We start from the raw sequence: 16,013 nt of genomic DNA, 5'->3' as shown, positions 1-16,013 counted from the left end.
GATCAGGCGGCTTTTTCGGCTCTTGCCGTCGTGGAACGTGCCAATCCGTTCTTCTTCGCTTCGGAGTCTGGCGGAGCCATGAGGTTGAAGCTGTCAAAGAAGGCCTTCAGCGAATCGGAGGACGCGGCAAACAACTGTGAGGAAGAGGTTTGGCCTTCGGGTTGCTGCATCTGCTGGGTCCACTCCGTCAACCGACGAAAATAGGCTGCCTGCAGCTTGTTCGTGAACTCGGCCCAGGTCTTCAGTGCGTTGGCGCCGTGGCTTGATTGCATCTTCATGAAGATGCCTTGTGCAGTGGCCAGCGATGTCCAGTCATGCGTGCCGCTCAGTTCATGTTCGAGCTCACGCACATCCTCCAGCGCAGCCTCGGCCAGCTTGAGCCGGAAATGGGCCAGGTCGATCTGCGCCTCGAGCATGAAGCTGGCGGTGCGGCTCATCTCGCGCATGACGGCGCATGCCACGTTGCATGCCATATCAGCAGGTTGTTGCATTGTGATCTCCGGTGGGGTCTTGGCGGGCAGGTGAGGGGGGCCGCCGAATCAGGTGTCCATCTGCAGCGTAGGCACTTTGCAGTTGTGTGCGTTGATGTGGCGCAAATTGGCGGCCGCGCGCGGAACACCATCGCTACGGTGCTTGATCTCAGGGCGCTTGGGTGCCTGAGCACGCCCAAACGGAATCACCGTTCTGTGCCTCTGATGTAGGGCACCACGTTGGATATCTCGCCGGGGATCACATGCGCTCGCTCTTCCACGTTGAGCGGCTGCTGTGTGGCGATCTGGGCATCCAGCACGTGCAGGTCCGCCTCCGATGCGTCGGCCCCGCTGCGCATGCGATTGCGGATACGCATGCGCAGCGTGTCGACGTCGGCCACGCAGTCCGCGATGGCCAGGGCCACGCCCAATCGGCGGGCCAGTGAGAAGAAACGTCGGCGCTGGCGCTCGGCCAGGAACGTGGCATCCGCAATCATCGGAAAACCGGCGCCTACCCCCAGCTTGCAGACAGCGGCAAGGCGCCGATAGGTACGTTCGACTGCGCGCGGCAGGTAGCGGTCGACGGCGGCGGGATGCCCGACGCGCTGGCGTTCGACGTCGGAGCGCACGCGAATCATCCCTTCTGCTTCGGCAAGCTGTTCTGCACGGGTGGATTTTCCGCCGCCAGAAAGGCCATGCATGAGAAGAATGCAGGCATCGTTTCGGCAGAGCAGCTCCCGAGACAGGTTGAGCATGCGGCGTGCCTCGCCGCGCGGCCTGGCAGCCAGATCGGGGGTTCCCTCCAACTGATGGGCGCGCTCCAGCAGCACACGGGCACGCACGAGCGCGCGCATGGATGCGTAGAAGGGCAGGACTGCCAACCCGCCATAGTCGCCGCATCGCTCGAGATAGCGGTTGATCAGGCGATACGCCATCGCATGCAGGCCCGCTGCTAGCAAATCCATGAACAGAAACGCCGTGTCGTACATGGTGTCGATCCGACGAAGCGACGCAGAGAATTCCAGGCAGTCGAACGGCGTCGGTTGGCCATGGATCAGTACGATGTTGCCCAGGTGAAGGTCGCCATGGCATTCGCGGATATGGCGGCTGCGCCGGCGAGACGCGAATGTCGCTTCCAGGCGACTTGCATGCTGACGAAGCAGCGTTACCGTGGCCGCTGCAATCTGGGGTTCCGTGGTGAGGGCAATCACCCCCGCTGCGCAGTCCTCAAGCGTGCGCTGAATGCTTGCGGGTGTGCCATCGTCTGAGCCTGAGCCGCAGACAGGCGCGGTTGCGTGGAAGTCTGCGATCAGGTCGGCCAGTGCGTCGATCTCCCTCGCGCGTAGGCGCCCATCACGCGCCAATGCACTGAGCAAGTCCTGCTGGGCAAAGCGGCGCATGCAGACCGCGTACTCACAGGGCGTGCCTTGCCCACTGACGTGGAGCCCGCCCGTGGCCGGATCATGCGATATCGGCACCACGCCAAGGTATAGCGCAGGAGCGAGGCGGCGGTTCAGGCGCCATTCCTCCTCGCAATCGATTTGCCGCGCACGGAGCGTCGAAAAGTCGACGAAGTCCAGCTTGATCGGCTTGCGTACCTTGTATGCAAATTCTCCGGCCAGGAAGACCCACGACAGATGGGTTTCGATCATCTGCAGATCCGCAGCGGGGTGTGGATACGATGCTGCTTCGAGCATCCGCGTCACCAACGCTTCTGGTGGCTGCGAACATGGAATGGTGGTGGCTTGTTCGGCCATACGCGGTTTTCGCCTCCGGATAGAGAAGGTCAATATCGCGCGGTGGCTGCCATGCGCCCTGACGTAGATCAACGTCCGCACGGGTCGGTTGCCTAGCATGGAGTCATCGTCTTCTTGGGGTTCCCCATGAAAGCACTCGTCTACGAAGGGCCCGGCAAGATCACCCTTGCCGACAAGCCGAAACCGGTACTGCAGGCACCGGGGGACGCAGTGGTGCGCGTCACGTTAACCACCATCTGCGGCACCGATCTGCACAGCATCAAGGGCGCACGCTGGGCCACGAAGGCGTGGGGGTGGAGTCGGTCGGCGCTGCCTTCCGCAACGCCGCGAAGACTCAGGTGCTCAAGGTGATCATCGCCGCCTAGGCGGCCAAACATGTTCGATGGATTTTCAGTTTGATGAGGTGAATGCCATGAGCCAGACGATGCTCCTGTCTTATGACCCTGTGCAACATCTACTGCCGCAGTCAACGTCCCACGCAGCGCCAGCGGCAACCATTGCGCTGGCGCCGCCGGTACTGGATGGCGGCAACACGTTGAGTGCTGCGCTGAGCAAGCGGAAAAGCGTGCGGGCGTTCGAGCCCACGCCGCTGTCACTGCAGCAACTGAGCGAATTGCTATGGGCGGCAAACGGCATCAACCGGCCGGAAATCGGGGGGCGAACGGCGCCATCAGCGCACGGCCTCAACGAGATCGACATCTACGTCGCCCTGCCAGAGGGCGTCTACGAATACGAGCCTGCGGCCCACCGCCTGCGTCTCAAGCATGCCGTGGACGCGCGCAACCTGACCGGATACCAGGATTTTGTGGGCAAGGCGCCGCTGGATCTGGTGTACGTGGTGAACCATGCGCGTGCAGACCAGATGCCAGAAGCCGTGCGCGAAACATTTTCCGGTGTGGCGGCGGGAGCGATCTCGCAAAACGTGTCGCTTTACTGTGCCTCGGCGGGGCTCGGCTGTGTGGTGCGCGGCTGGCTCAATCAGCGTTTTCTGGCAGAAGCGCTATCGCTCAATGAAGACGAAGTGCCGGTGCTGGCACAGACGGTCGGCCGCCCAGCCGCTGAGCAGTGAGGTATGACATGAGCCAAGCAGTTCGTTCTTTGCCGCGCTGCATTCTCGCCGCGTTGGCTTTGGCCGCCAGCGCACACGCAGGTGCAGTCGGGCCGGATGCGGCGGCGGCTCCGGAAGTCCGGGTTCAGAACGAGATCGCCTATGTGTCGGGTGGCGTTGGCAGCGACGCGCGCGACACCATGCACGCAATGGCAAGCCGTTTCAACGTGCGGCTGAACGTGGTGTCGGCCAGAACCGGCGAGGCGTTGTCGGATGTGGATGTCTCGGTGGCGGACGATCGCGGAACGCTTCGATTGCGCGTGCGCACGGAGGGGCCGCTGTTGTATATGCGCTTGCCCCGCGGGCACTATCAGATAACCGCTGCGTACCGGGGCGTAATGCAGACCCTGAGCGTTCGGGCCGGTACGAAGCCGGTCGATGCCGTTGTGCGGTTGCGTATCGAACCGGAAACAGACCGGTGGCTCCTGTGCAAGCGCGATTGCCCCCGCGCTGGCGTACGTCCGACGACGCGATGAGGCCGTCATGACAATACAGCGCATTGCGCTCATCACCGGTGGTATGGGCGGGTTGGGTGAAGCCATTGCCGTTCGTCTGTACGCGCAAGGGCATCGTGTGGTGGTTACCCATTCGCTGGGCAACGCGCATGTGACCTCATGGGTGGCAGAACAGCATGCCTACGGGCGCCTGTTCCAGACGTTCGCGGTGGATGTGGCCGATTACAACGCTTGCCAACGATGCGCATCTGAGGTGCTTTCGACCGTCGGCCCGGTCGACATTCTGGTGAACAACGCCGGTATTACGCAGGACATGACTTTCAAGCGCATGACGCTCGAAGCCTGGCGGAACGTGCTGGCCACCGATCTCGACTCCGTCTTCAACATGACCAAGCCGGTGTATGAAGGCATGATCGACCGCGGTTGGGGCCGCATCATCAACATCTCGTCGGTCAATGGTTCGCGGGGTGCGTTCGGGCAGACGAACTACGCGGCGGCCAAGGCCGGCATACATGGGTTCACCAAAGCGCTGGCCCTCGAGTGTGCCGCAAAGGGTGTGACCGTCAACACGATCTCGCCTGGCTACCTCGCCACGCGAATGACCCGCGATATTCCCCGCGAGATCATGCAAGAACGGATTCTTCCGCAGATCCCGCTGGGCCGTCTTGGTCGACCAGAAGAGGTGGCGGCACTGGTGGCTTTTCTCTGCGGCGAGGACGCTGCCTACATTACTGGTGCCAACCTGGCCGTGAATGGTGGCTTGCACATGCAGTAGCGCGCGTGCACAAGCACGATGCCTCAAGAGTGCGATTCTCGTTTGCCGTTGGCTTCGACGAGCATGCGTTCCACGTGCGTGAAGGCCTCGCGGAGCGCGACGTAGGGATCCTCGTTGGACGTATTGCTCGAAACATGCGTCTGATGCGGTGTGAACACGTGGACGTGGACGTCGAACGGCTTGCCCTGGTGCTGATGCTTGGCTCCCACGGCAAGACTGACGCGGCAGCGCATCAGATCGGCACGAATGCGCTTCAAGCGGTCTGCATGGTTGATAACCGCTTCTTCGACGGCCTTGGAATGCGGAATACCCTGGAAGGAAATGTCGACTGGGACGCTCATGGTTTGGCTCCGGTTGGTCTGGATACTGATGTGGAAATTCATGTGTTCATTCTTGATCGCACGATTTCCTGCACCTTGACTCGGATCAACCCGATGGGCACGGCGTACGACATGTTGCGGTGCAGATACAGAATGCCCGAGGTGGTGTGCGCGTGCGCTCGTCACATGGTCTGCTTCAACAACGGCAGCAGCGTGTCGAGCGAGTGCGCATTGAGCACGTCTGCCTGCCCCAGCCATGCGCGGCGGGCTTGCGTGACACCCAGGGGCAGGTTCGTCAGATCAGCCGGGCTGTGCGCGTCAGACGCAATGCTCACGAGCACGCCTTCCGCCTTTGCCAGGCGACATCCAACGTCGGACAGGTCCAGGCGGGAGGGCTGGGCATTGGCCTCAACGTAGCAGCCGCGCTGTGCAATGGCGGTCAGGACCCGCTTGAGGTCAACGTTGCAGGCGTTGCGCTCGCCAATCAGCCGGCCTAGCGGGTGGGCGAGGATGGTGAAGTGCGGATGATCGAGCGCACGAAGAATGCGTGACGTCTGTTGGTCGGCCGGCAGACTGAAGTGGCTATGGATTGCGCCCACGACAAGATCCAGGCGCCCCAGCACCGAATCCGGCAGGTCCAGTGACCCGTCCTCCAGAATGTCGACTTCAACCCCCTTGAGCAGCACGGGCCAACCCTCGTGTTCGGCGTTGAAGCGGTCGATGGCATCGGCTTGTGCGGCCAGGCGCTCCGCCGTGAGCCCATGGGTTATGCCAATGCGTGGCGAATGATCGGTCACTGCCAGGTATTGATAGCCCAGCAGGCGCGCCTGCGCCGCCATGGCTTCGAGGCTGGCGGTGCCATCGCTGGCCGATGTGTGGGTATGGAGATCCCCCTTGATGTCGCTCTGTTCAACGAGGGATGGTAGTGCGCCGGACTGCGCGGCCGCGATCTCGCCTTGGTCTTCGCGCAGCTCGGGGCAGATCCAAGGCAAGCCCACTGCACGGTAGACCGACGCCTCCGTCTGGCCGGCGATGCGCGCCTTTCCTCGGAAGACACCATATTCGTTGATCTTCAGACCCTGAGCCTGCGCAAGCTTGCGCAGAGCGATGTTATGCGGCTTCGATCCGGTGAAATACACCAGCGCCGCGCCGAAAGCGTCGGAGCGCACCACGCGCAAGTCCACCTGCATGCCGTTTTTCAGGACGACGCTTGCACGGGTGGGCCCCGCTGAGATTCGGGTAGCGACCTCGTTGTAGTGCACGAAATGCTCAACGATCTGTGCGCGTTTTCTTCCCGTGATGAGCAGATCCAGATCCCCCACGGTGTCTCGGCCCCGCCGGTAGCTCCCGGCAACGACGAGTTGGTCGACCAGGCCGCTCGCCAGCAGGTAATGCGTCAGTGCGTCGGCGCATGGCTTGGCGATTGCCAAACCATAACGGCGATCGCGCGCCAGGCGTGCGTTGAGGGCTTCGAGCAATCGCTCTTCGCTTCGGGGGCCAAAGCCATGCAGTTCGCGAATGCGGTGTGCCGCTGCTGCCCGAGCCAGCTCGTCCAACGATGTGATGCCCAGCTCGTGTTGCAAAGCACGGGCCCGCTTTGGGCCCAGCCCAGGCAATTGAAGCAGTTGAAGCACGTACGATGGAACCTCCGTACGCACACGTGTGAGCATGGCGCAGGTTCCCGTTTCGACGATCTCGCGCATCTTTGCCGCGAGGTCGACTCCAACACCTGGCAAGGCGGTCAAGTCGGCGCCGCGTGCAAGCATGGCGTCAACGCCTTCCGTCATGCCTTCGACCATGCGGGCAGCGTTGCGGTAAGCGCGTACCCGAAACGGGTTGGCCTCCTCAACCTCCAATAAATCAGCGATTTCGTTGAAGATCGCAGCGATGGCCTGGTTCGCGGGGTACTGATAAGAAGCGGCCAATGGCATGGGTCATCCTCTTGCGTGCAAGTCTCTCTATCGTTTCATCTGGCGATGCGGGGGCCTTGCGGCACATCAAACGGAGTGCGTGGCTTTGCAGGATCACGACACACTGTCGAACCGCCTTGCGCGAGATCAACCCGGCCAACGCGCGCGGCCGTATCGTGGGCAGAGATCAGGGGTGCCTTCATGATCAAGCTGCTCATCCTCACCAACGTGGCGGTGTTCTGTGCAGAGCTCTTTGCAGGAGACGAGCTGCTGCGTACCTTTGCTCTCTGGCCGCTCGGCATATCAGGGGCCGGCCTGCGGAGCGGATTCATGCCGTGGCAACCGCTGACATACGCCTTCCTGCACGCAAACGGGGCGCATCTGGTGCTCAACATGTTCGGGCTCTATATGTTTGGCCGCGACGTGGAGCGCACCGTGGGTACACCGCGGGCCTGGCTGCTCTACGTATCCAGCATCTTGAGTGCGGCCTTCGCGCAGATCGCCTTTGCAGCTTTGAGCGTTCTGCCGGCGGGGCCGGTCATTGGCGCTTCCGGAGGCGTGTTCGGATTGCTTCTCGCGTATGCCGTCCTGTTTCCCAATCGCATGATCGTTCCGTTGATCCCGCCCATCCCGATGCCTGCATGGGTGTTTGCAACGCTCTATGCGATCGTGGAACTGACGCTTGGCGTGAGCGGAACCGAAGTCGATGTCGCGCACTTCGCCCATCTGGGCGGCATGGCGGGCAGCGGGGTGCTGCTTTGGCATTGGCTGCACGGCACACCCAGAGCGTCATAAGCGAGGCGGGCCGGGCGATGCGCGCTATCCACTCTTCTTCGCAGGCACGGCTGATGAACACCTGGATCTTCTCGTTGTGTTGTGCACTCCTGATGCTTGCGTATCCGGCTGCCCACGCAGAGATGCCGGCTATGGAGCCACATGTGGTGGTGCTCGTCTATCACCGCTTTGCATCGACGGTGGATAGCACCATGACGGTTCGGATGCAGACGTTCGAAGCACATCTACAGGCGATCGAGGCGGCTGGTTATCGCATCGTGCCGCTCGCGGACATCCTGCGCTGGCACCAAGGCGAGCAAGATGCACTGCCGGGGAAGGCGGTGGCCATTACGGTGGATGACGGCCACCGGTCTGTGTACGAGACATTGTGGCCTGCGCTGCGCGGCCGGCACGTTCCCGTAACGCTGTTTGTGTATCCGTCTGCCATTTCAAATGCCGCCTACGCAATGACGTGGCCCCAGTTGCGAGCGCTGGCCCGCACCGGACAGTTTGACGTGCAGTCCCATACCTACTGGCATCCGAACTTCCGCGTGGAACGGATGCACCGAAGCACCGATGATTTCGTCAAGTTCGCCCGCGATCAGTTGCGCCGGGCAAAGGTGCGCATCGAGACGGAAATCGGCGTCCGCGTGCATTTGCTGGCGTGGCCTTTCGGCATCCACGATCCTGAGCTGGAGCGCATTGCACGAGAGGAAGGCTATACCGCGGCCTTCACGCTGGACGCGCAACCGCTGCGGGCGAGCCAACCCGCCATGGCACTGCCACGATACCTGATCACCGATGGCTGTGGTGCACGATGCATGACGAACATTCTCAATGCGGCCGAGGGCAATCATGAGTAGCCGTCTGCGCCTTTGGCTCGCCGCTGCGTGGCTTTCCTGCGCGCAGTTTGCCGGCGCGGCCGAGGTCAGGGTGGTAGATGCACAGACCCACCTTCCTGTGGAAGGCGCAATCACATTTGTTCAGGGCAAGAGCGGAAATGCCGATGCGGCTGGCCTAGTCGATATTCCAGCGGCGGCAGTGGATGCACGCGCGGTGGTCAGCGTCCGTGCCCCCGGCTATGCACGCGCCGAGCTGGTGCTTGGCGGCCCGCAGCCCGCAGTCGAGATCGTGCTCAAGCAGATCAAGCCCCGAGCGGTCTATCTGTCGGTACAGGGCGTATCCAACAGATCCTTGCGCGATGCCGCCGTCGCCCTCCAGCGCGAGACAGCGATCAATGCGCTGGTGATCGATATCAAGGGCGACCGGGGCGATACACCGTACCCGAGCGCGGCCCGTGTGGCAGTCGGCGCTGCCCGCGAACAGAAGAACGGTGCAGCCCGCATCAACCAGTTCGCCGCCGTGATTCGGCAACTTCGTCTACGAGGCCTCTACCTGATTGCGCGCATCGTCGTCTTCAAGGACGACCCCTTGGCCCGGGCGCACCCCGAATGGGCCGTGCGGGACCGCGATGGAGCGCTCTGGCACGATCGTGAAGATCAACAATGGATCGACCCTGGCGTGGAAGCCGCCTGGGCCAGCTCGCTTGACGTGGCGGAAGAGGCTGCAAGACTCGGGTTCGACGAGATCCAGTTCGACTACCTGCGTTTTCCGGACGCCAATGGCTTGCAGTTCCATCAGGCCAACACGCAGGCACACCGGGTTGCGGCCGTGACGGGTTTTCTTGCGCAGGCGAGAGAGCGGCTGCGGCCGTACAACATTTACCTGGCAGCGGATATTTTCGGCTACGTCTGCTGGAACACCGACGACACCGCGATCGGCCAGCAGATCAACACGCTGGGCGCCGTGGTGGACTACATCTCGCCCATGCTCTATCCGTCCGGTTTCACATGGGGCTTGCCGGGTGTCAGGAAACCCACCGAGAAGCCCGGCGAGATCGTCTCGCACTCCCTGGCTGAAGCGAAGCGGCGCACAGGTTTGCCGGGGGTGAGATTCCGGCCATGGCTCCAGGCATTCCGGGACTATGCTTTTGATCGTCGTGAGTTCAATGCCGAGATGATTCGCGCCCAAGTCGACGCTGCTGACGCGGAAGGTACCAACGGGTGGATGCTATGGAACGCGCGCAATCGTTACGATCCCGCCAACTTGCCGCGATAGCCGCGGTGCTGGCTGCGCTGTTGTTGGCGTGCATGCAGAGCGGGCGCGCCGAGCCAACCATCAGCACGCCAGGGCCGCTGGGCAAGCCTGTGCCCATGCACGAGCTGGAAGCCGTGGTAGCCGCGCAGATTGCCGATGCCAATGTGGCGGGGGCGGTGGTAGCCATCGGTGATGCCAGCGGGGTGCGTGAACGTGTCGCGCTGGGTCAGCGCACCGTCGGACGCGACGCTGAGCTGATGACTGAAGACACCATCTTCGATCTGGCATCCCTTACCAAGGCAGTGGCCACTTCCACGGCGGTGTTGCAGTTGGCAGAGCGTGGACGTTTGGACCTGGAGGCGCCGGCCGGCCGGTACTGGCCAGCCTTCGCGGACGGAGGAAAGTCGCGCATCACGATACGGCAGTTGCTCACGCATACGTCCGGCCTGCCTCCTGGCCTGGCAGCTCGTTCGGAACTGCGGGGCCCCGCCTCGGTGCTTCACGCGATCGGGATCATGCCGCCGATTTCTGAGCCGGGTCACCGTGTCATTTACAGCGATCTCAACTATGTCGCCTTGGGCGAGATCGTCCAGCGTGTCAGTGGGGTAGGACTTGATGCATGGTGTGCGCAGCATATCTTTCGGCCACTTGGCATGCGCGACACCGCGTTTCGTCCGAGCCGCAAGGCGATCATGCGCATCGCTCCGACCATCATTCGCAACGGACGATGGCTTCGCGGCAAAGTCCATGATCCGACCGCCGCCGCACTGGGGGGCGTCTCCGGCAACGCGGGCCTGTTCTCCACGGCGGATGACCTCGCGCTGTTCGCCAGGATGCTGCTCAACGGGGGCCGCGTTGGCGATCGCCGTATCTTGCAACCGGACAGCGTTGCCCTGCTGTTGACGCCGGACGGTTCAGCTGCGGTGGAGGCGGCCCGCACGCTGGGATGGGAAGTCCAGGCGCCGTTGATCCCCAATCGCTATCGCGCGCCGCGCGCCGGACTCCTCCAGCACCTGGGCTATACCGGAACCGGCTTATGGATCGACCTGGTCACGCGCCGATTCGTGATTGTGCTCACAAGCCGGCTGTATCCCGACGAGCAGGGTAACGCCATGCCGTTGCGTGAAGCCGTGCTGAATCTGGTATCGAACTCTGCGCCGCTGCTCTCGGGCGAACAGATCGCGGTGCGCGCCCCGACCATGGCCGATGCCGTGCTCAGTGCCGGCCGCCGCTTGCCCATGGCGGTCGGGCCTGTGCGATCAGGTATCGATGTACTGGAGGCCAACGGCTTCGCACCGCTCGTCGGGAAGCGGGTCGGCTTGGTCACCAACCACAGTGGCTTCGATGCGCGGGGGCGCCGGACCATCGATGTACTGAATGAGGCACCCGGCGTGCGGTTGAGCGCCATCTTTGCGCCAGAGCATGGCATCGGCACCGATCTCGATGCGCGCTTCGGTGACACGATCGACGCACGCTCCAACGTGGTTGTTCATAGCCTCTATGGCAGCAGCAAGGACATACCACGCAGTGCGCTGGCCGATATCGACGTCGTGGTGTTCGACCTGCAGGACGCGGGCGTACGCTTCTTTACTTACCTTGCGACCCTGGGGGCGACGCTGGAAGCTGCAGCGAAGGCCCGCATTCCAGTGCTGGTTCTGGACCGTCCCAACCCGATAGGGGGCGATCTGGTTGGTGGGCCGGTATCCGATACGGCAGACCGGTCATTGACGAACTACGTGCCTCTGCCGCTTGTGCACGGCATGACGATCGGCGAGCTTGCCCGGCTGCTGAACGACCAGCTGCACATTGGCGCAGCGTTGCATGTGGTGGCCATGGAACAGTACGACCGCGCCATGCGCTTTGCCAACACGGGGCTGGGTTGGGTTCCGCCATCGCCAAACCTGCGGGATTTCGCCGCCTTGGAGCGATATCCGGATGTGGGGCTGATCGAGGGCGCGAGTGTCAGCGTGGGCAGAGGCACGTCGGCGCCGTTCGGCATGGTCGGAGCACCGTGGGTGGACGGCGCTGCGGTAGCGCGCGAACTCAATGCGCTGAATACGGGCGCTACCTATACGCCCGTCCATTTTGTGCCGTCAGAGGGGCCATACCATGGCCGCTCGTGCTCGGGTGTAGCGATCCACCAGACGTCTGCGCTCACGCACCCCGGTCGCATCGGTTTAGCGCTGGCCCGAGTGCTGTCGCAGCGCTATCCGCAGCATTTCAAGCTGGAGACGATCCGCGTGTCCGTGGGGTCCGAGACGGTCTGGGGAATGCTGCGTGATGGCGTTTCGCTGGACGCGATCGAGCACGCCTACATCGCCCAGACCGATGCCTTCCTTTCCCAGCGTGCGGCGTATCTGCTGTACTGAAGGAGGCAGCTACGCCGACAGATGGAATACGAAAAGGCAATCCCCGATGCTTCTACTTCGTCTGATTGCCGCCATCCGTATGTGGGTCACGTTTGGCTTTTGCGCCTTCCGTGTACGGGTCGAACTTGCCGCTCCTCGAGCCTTCCGTGTAGGGGTCACGTTTGCCCTTTGCGCCCTCCGTGTACGGGTCAAACTTGCCGCGTCTTGATCCTTCCGTGTACGGGTCGCGCTTGGCTTGTTTGGCGCCTTCCGTATAGGCGTCGCGTTTGCCCTTTGCGCCTTCCGTGTACGGATCAAACTTGCCGCTCCTCGATCCTTCTGTGTACGGGTCGGGCTTGGCCTGTTTGGCGCCATCCGTATAGGGATCTACCTTGCCGGCCCGTTGTCCGTCGCTGTTCGGTGCTGTGTCGGGCTTACCTTGTGCGTACGCCGACGTGGAGGCTGCTGCAGCGACGAGCAGAGCCATCATGAGTTTTCCGCGCATTTTTTGCTCCTGCAAACAAATCAAGTTCAACCGCTGAATCAACAATCGTGTCCATCCACTGTGTGTTTGCCCGATGGCTACTTCAAGAATAGGTAGCTGCCAAACACCCTCGTTGACAGGAATCAAGCTCTTCTCTTTCGTCGGCGCCGTGCATTGCACATTCCGATCGGCAGTCGACAGCCATTCGGCATGAGCGCCGTCACGCGCCTTGCGCGCTCTTGGGCCTCGTGCGCGGTTACGACGGCGTCCGGCCTTGCGTAGCCGATGCGGCTATCGCGTTGAAGGTGTTGACCAATGTTTGCCAAGAATCCAAGGAGGCGATGAACAGTTGTGCAGGAGATGCAGCCGTGCCCGGCCGATGTTGGAACTGGTCGTTCCACTCCGTTGCTTGGCGCAGATATGAGCGCTGTGCGTCATTGAGGAGGTCGGTCCACTGGCGAGCCGCGTTTGCGCCTTGGTTGGCTTGCAGCTTCATATAGGCGCTCTGTGCCGAGGCCAGGCCACTCCAGTCTTTGACTGCGTCCAACTGGCCCTCCAGCTGGGACAGATTCTGCAGCGCCGTTTCCGCCATCTTGACGCGAAGGCGCGCGAGCTGAAGCTGGCTATCGACGAAGAACTCGGCTGCGCGGCTGGCATCGCGCAGTGTGGCGCAGGCAAGGTTGCAGACTGCTTCAGTAGGCTGTGGCATCACGATCTCCGGTTGATATGACTGCAGGGTAGGCACTTCGTCATTGCCAGAGTTGACCTGACGCAAGCCGCCAGATCGCCTTGCCGTACGCCCCTGATGGGGCGGTCATCGTGAGGCTGTTAGCTGCCTGGGCCAAAAGACCTGCGTCGGAGGGCGATGCGGCCCTCATTGCACTTGGCGAGAAGGCGGGCCGGTGCTTAGTCCAAATCCAATTCCGGATGGTCCGACAGGACATCGGCCCGGGCGCGGCACCCGCGCAAAGGGTCGCCTGGTCCAATCCAGGCCGCGCGCACGTTCGCGCAGACATCACGAAAGCGCGCGGTGGTGATGCCCATACGATTGGCCGCCGTGGCCCAGTGTGTGAAGACTTTCGAATGCACTGCCAGATACTTCTGGCGAACATCTGGCTCCCGCGGAAACATGCCATCCGCGGTGGAGAAGTCGGGGCACCTGAGGTAGAGGTTGAACCAGAAGAGCGCGGCATACGCGCGGAGAATCTCCTCCACTGACTGCGGACATTTCGGATCGAAGTTGGCGTGGGGGCACGGACAACTGGTCGCGCAGAAAAAAGTCGTATGCATGCTTGCGCGCCCCCGGTTAGCCGACGTGGTGACGTTGCAAGGCCACGTTCTCCGATCGCAGCGGATCGGTGGTGGATTCCACCGTAACCGTCATGTCCAGCCCGACGACGCCGGGCAAGCGTAGCAGCGCGATCTTCAGATAGGCTAGCGGGCGGGCATTGCAGACGTGCCCGGCAACGCGAATACGCCCATGCTCCGCGCTGAGATGGATTGCGGTGGCCAACGTCGGGGCAAACCAGGAAGCGGCTGTTCTTGCCAGAACGGCAAGCGCCGGATCAGGCAGCGGGAACGTACGGGCATCCGGAAGAAAGGCCGTCGCCAATGCGTCTTCATTGATGTGCCGGGCGGACGTCGCTCTCGAGCGCTGATGGTGGACGAAGGCGGGAGCGATCATGGCAAGTCCGGCGTGTCGAAGTGTCTTGTCATCACTGTAGAGGACGGTTTGGAAGCTCCCTTGATCGTGAGCAAAGCTTGATCCGCCGCCAGTGGGGTCATGAATGCTCGGGATGGCCGGGGCTTTGCTATGCGTATCCGGCGTTGAACATGGCCGGGCTTGAAGCTTCATCCGGCCGGTCAACATAGCCTTCCCGCGCGTCGGCGATCATGCAATCCGTGGTCAACAGCAGGGCGGCAATGGAGACGGCGTTCTGCAATGCGGTGCGTACCACTTTGACGGGGTCGACCACACCCAGCTCCAGCATGTCGCCGTAGCGATCGGACGCCGCATCGTAGCCGTGCGATCCCTCCCCGGAGAGGACCTGGTGGACGACTGCCTGTGCGTCTGCGCCTGCGTTGGCTGCGATCTGCAGCATCGGCGCGGCCAGGGCGGTATGCACGATACGGGCGCCTGCATGCTGCTCGGTGTTGGGTGCGCTCCATGCGTCGATTGCGGAGCGCGCACGGAGCAATGCAACGCCACCGCCGGGAACGATGCCTTCCTCAACGGCTGCACGGGTGGCGTGAAGGGCATCCTGAAAGCGGTTCTTGCGTTCGTGCAACGCGACTTCGGTTGCCGCGCCTACCTTGATGACAGCTACACCACCACTCAGGCGCGCGATCCGGTGCTGAAGTTGCTCGCGGTCGTAGTCTGTCTTTGCGTCATTGAGTTGAGCCCGCACCTGGCCCACGCGGCGTTCCACCTCGGCCTTTGCCGTATCGCCGGCGATGAGTGTGGTCGAATCCTTGGTGGTTTCCGTTCGGTGTACGCGGCCGAGCTGGTCAAGCGTCGCGTGCTCGAGCGAAACGCCGGTCTGCGATGAGATGACGCTCGCACCAGTCAGCGCAGCAAGATCGGCCAGTTGTTCCGTGCGGGACTCGCCAAAGCCGGGCGAGCGTATCGCGCAACTCTTGAGCGTGCCGCGCAGGTTGTTGACCACGAGCGTGGCCAACGCTTCGCCTTCCACTTCATTGGCAATGACCAGCAGCGGCTTGCCGGTGCCGGACACGGCTTCGAGAACCGGCAGCAGTTGGGCAATCGAACTGATCGCGGCATCACACAATAAGACCCATGGTTCTTCGAGCACGACGGCCCGGCTTTCGGTGGTGGCAAAGAATGGCGATAGAAAGCCCCGGTCAACACGCGCGCCTTTTGCGATCTCCAACTGATCTTCCAGCTTCGAGCCATCTTCCACACTGATGGCGCCGTCCTTGCCGACCTGCTCAACCGCGCGCGCCACCAGCGTGCCCACGGTTTGGTCTCCGCTGGCGGAAATCGTGGCGATCTGCCGCATTTCGTCAACGGTGGTGCAGGGCCGAGCCATGGCGTGGAGCTGCTGCGCAACAACGGCGCCGGCGGCCTCGATACCGCGCCTGAGCTGCATCGGGTCGTGTCCGGCTTCTACGTACTTCACGCCCTCCGCCACGATGGCGTGTGCCAAGGTGGTGGCCGTGGTGGTGCCGTCACCCGCGACCTCGCTGGTGCGCGCCGCTGCCTCGCACAGCAATCGGGCACCCATATCGGCAAAGGGCTCGCGCAATGAAATGGAACGCGCAACAACCACGCCGGAGTTGGCGACCATAGGCGTCATGCCCGGCCGCTCGATGATCACGTTGCGGCCGCCAGGCCCGAGCGTCACCTTGACAGCTCGGGCCAACAGGTCGATTCCGTTGAGCATCATCCTGCGCGCGGTTTGATGGAAGACGAGGGTGCGGGCTGTCATGGTCAACTCACGTTGGATGGAATGTGCCGCGGCGTGCGGTTTCGCTCACAGCAGCAGCGGGTGCCG

The 16,013-nt window shown here is 62.6% G+C and carries 16 protein-coding genes and 1 pseudogene; 8 read left to right on the top strand and 9 right to left on the bottom strand.

What is annotated here, in order from left to right:
* Positions 1-2: 2 nt before the first annotated feature.
* Positions 3-437, bottom strand: coding sequence for a hypothetical protein (locus ACTJK4_RS10975; RefSeq protein ID WP_322018344.1), 435 nt, complete (start codon positions 435-437; stop codon positions 3-5).
* Positions 438-676: 239 nt separating this feature from the next.
* Positions 677-2,167, bottom strand: coding sequence for a bifunctional aminoglycoside phosphotransferase/ATP-binding protein (locus ACTJK4_RS10970; RefSeq protein ID WP_440817923.1), 1,491 nt, complete (start codon positions 2,165-2,167; stop codon positions 677-679).
* 186 nt (positions 2,168-2,353) lie between these two features.
* On the opposite strand from ACTJK4_RS10970, the pseudogene ACTJK4_RS10965 reads away from it, so the two are divergent.
* From ACTJK4_RS10965 to phbB, 4 genes and pseudogenes are all read left to right on the top strand, one after another.
* Positions 2,354-2,541 (top strand): annotated as a pseudogene (locus tag ACTJK4_RS10965) (alcohol dehydrogenase); the annotation flags it as partial.
* 98 nt (positions 2,542-2,639) lie between these two features.
* On the top strand, positions 2,640-3,296 hold the full coding sequence (locus ACTJK4_RS10960; RefSeq protein ID WP_232039446.1) for a nitroreductase family protein: 657 nt from the start codon (positions 2,640-2,642) through the stop codon (positions 3,294-3,296).
* An 8-nt stretch (positions 3,297-3,304) separates the two neighbouring features.
* Positions 3,305-3,811 (top strand): hypothetical protein, encoded by a 507-nt coding sequence (locus tag ACTJK4_RS10955; protein WP_232039447.1) that lies wholly within the window; start codon positions 3,305-3,307, stop codon positions 3,809-3,811.
* A gap of 7 nt (positions 3,812-3,818) precedes the next feature.
* Positions 3,819-4,565 carry an acetoacetyl-CoA reductase gene (gene phbB, locus ACTJK4_RS10950; RefSeq protein WP_260801723.1) on the top strand — a complete coding sequence of 249 codons (747 nt, stop codon included), beginning with the start codon at positions 3,819-3,821 and terminating at the stop codon, positions 4,563-4,565.
* Positions 4,566-4,588: 23 nt separating this feature from the next.
* On the opposite strand, the gene ACTJK4_RS10945 is transcribed toward phbB, so the two are convergent.
* Together ACTJK4_RS10945 and polX are read right to left on the bottom strand one after the other, a co-directional pair.
* A complete protein-coding gene (locus tag ACTJK4_RS10945) occupies positions 4,589-4,906 on the bottom strand; it encodes an HPF/RaiA family ribosome-associated protein (protein WP_232040258.1) in 318 nt (105 codons plus the stop codon).
* A gap of 161 nt (positions 4,907-5,067) precedes the next feature.
* A complete protein-coding gene (gene polX, locus ACTJK4_RS10940; protein ID WP_440817922.1) occupies positions 5,068-6,816 on the bottom strand; it encodes a DNA polymerase/3'-5' exonuclease PolX in 1,749 nt (582 codons plus the stop codon).
* A gap of 180 nt (positions 6,817-6,996) precedes the next feature.
* Here polX and ACTJK4_RS10935 point away from each other — a divergent pair, with 180 nt between their 5' ends.
* From ACTJK4_RS10935 to ACTJK4_RS10920, 4 genes are read left to right on the top strand one after another with little or no spacing between them, the layout of a single operon-like run.
* On the top strand, positions 6,997-7,590 hold the full coding sequence (locus tag ACTJK4_RS10935; protein WP_414562254.1) for a rhomboid family intramembrane serine protease: 594 nt from the start codon (positions 6,997-6,999) through the stop codon (positions 7,588-7,590).
* Between the two features lie 53 nt (positions 7,591-7,643).
* Positions 7,644-8,432: a polysaccharide deacetylase family protein gene (locus ACTJK4_RS10930; RefSeq protein ID WP_322018350.1), complete on the top strand. Its 789-nt coding sequence runs from the start codon at positions 7,644-7,646 to the stop codon at positions 8,430-8,432.
* The gene (locus ACTJK4_RS10925; protein WP_414562252.1) at positions 8,425-9,687 is read left to right on the top strand and encodes a putative glycoside hydrolase; all 1,263 of its coding nucleotides are present in this window, start codon (positions 8,425-8,427) and stop codon (positions 9,685-9,687) included. Before ACTJK4_RS10930 ends, ACTJK4_RS10925 begins: the two co-directional genes overlap by 8 nt.
* A complete protein-coding gene (locus ACTJK4_RS10920; protein WP_440817921.1) occupies positions 9,642-12,035 on the top strand; it encodes an exo-beta-N-acetylmuramidase NamZ domain-containing protein in 2,394 nt (797 codons plus the stop codon). The genes ACTJK4_RS10925 and ACTJK4_RS10920 overlap by 46 nt, the downstream gene beginning before the upstream one ends.
* 52 nt (positions 12,036-12,087) lie before the next feature.
* Here ACTJK4_RS10920 and ACTJK4_RS10915 read toward each other — a convergent pair whose 3' ends face one another.
* The 5 genes from ACTJK4_RS10915 to groL all read right to left on the bottom strand — a co-directional run bounded on the left by ACTJK4_RS10915 (position 12,088) and on the right by groL (position 15,947).
* Positions 12,088-12,645 carry a hypothetical protein gene (locus ACTJK4_RS10915; RefSeq protein ID WP_414562248.1) on the bottom strand — a complete coding sequence of 186 codons (558 nt, stop codon included), beginning with the start codon at positions 12,643-12,645 and terminating at the stop codon, positions 12,088-12,090.
* A gap of 109 nt (positions 12,646-12,754) precedes the next feature.
* The gene (locus tag ACTJK4_RS10910) at positions 12,755-13,207 is read right to left on the bottom strand and encodes a hypothetical protein (protein ID WP_232039454.1); all 453 of its coding nucleotides are present in this window, start codon (positions 13,205-13,207) and stop codon (positions 12,755-12,757) included.
* Positions 13,208-13,404: 197 nt separating this feature from the next.
* A complete protein-coding gene (locus ACTJK4_RS10905) occupies positions 13,405-13,788 on the bottom strand; it encodes a hypothetical protein (protein ID WP_414562246.1) in 384 nt (127 codons plus the stop codon).
* Between the two features lie 16 nt (positions 13,789-13,804).
* The gene (locus ACTJK4_RS10900; RefSeq protein ID WP_440817920.1) at positions 13,805-14,182 is read right to left on the bottom strand and encodes a hypothetical protein; all 378 of its coding nucleotides are present in this window, start codon (positions 14,180-14,182) and stop codon (positions 13,805-13,807) included.
* Positions 14,183-14,309: 127 nt separating this feature from the next.
* Positions 14,310-15,947, bottom strand: a complete 1,638-nt coding sequence (groL, locus tag ACTJK4_RS10895) for a chaperonin GroEL (RefSeq protein WP_414562241.1) — start codon at positions 15,945-15,947, stop codon at positions 14,310-14,312.
* Between the last annotated feature and the right edge of the window lie 66 nt (positions 15,948-16,013).

The organism is Ralstonia sp. 22111 (genome assembly GCF_052045895.1).
GTDB classification, from domain to species: Bacteria; Pseudomonadota; Gammaproteobacteria; order Burkholderiales; family Burkholderiaceae; genus Ralstonia; species Ralstonia wenshanensis.
The sequence above is the reverse complement of the archived record's forward strand: the minus strand, read 5'-3'. Positions and strand labels throughout refer to the sequence as shown.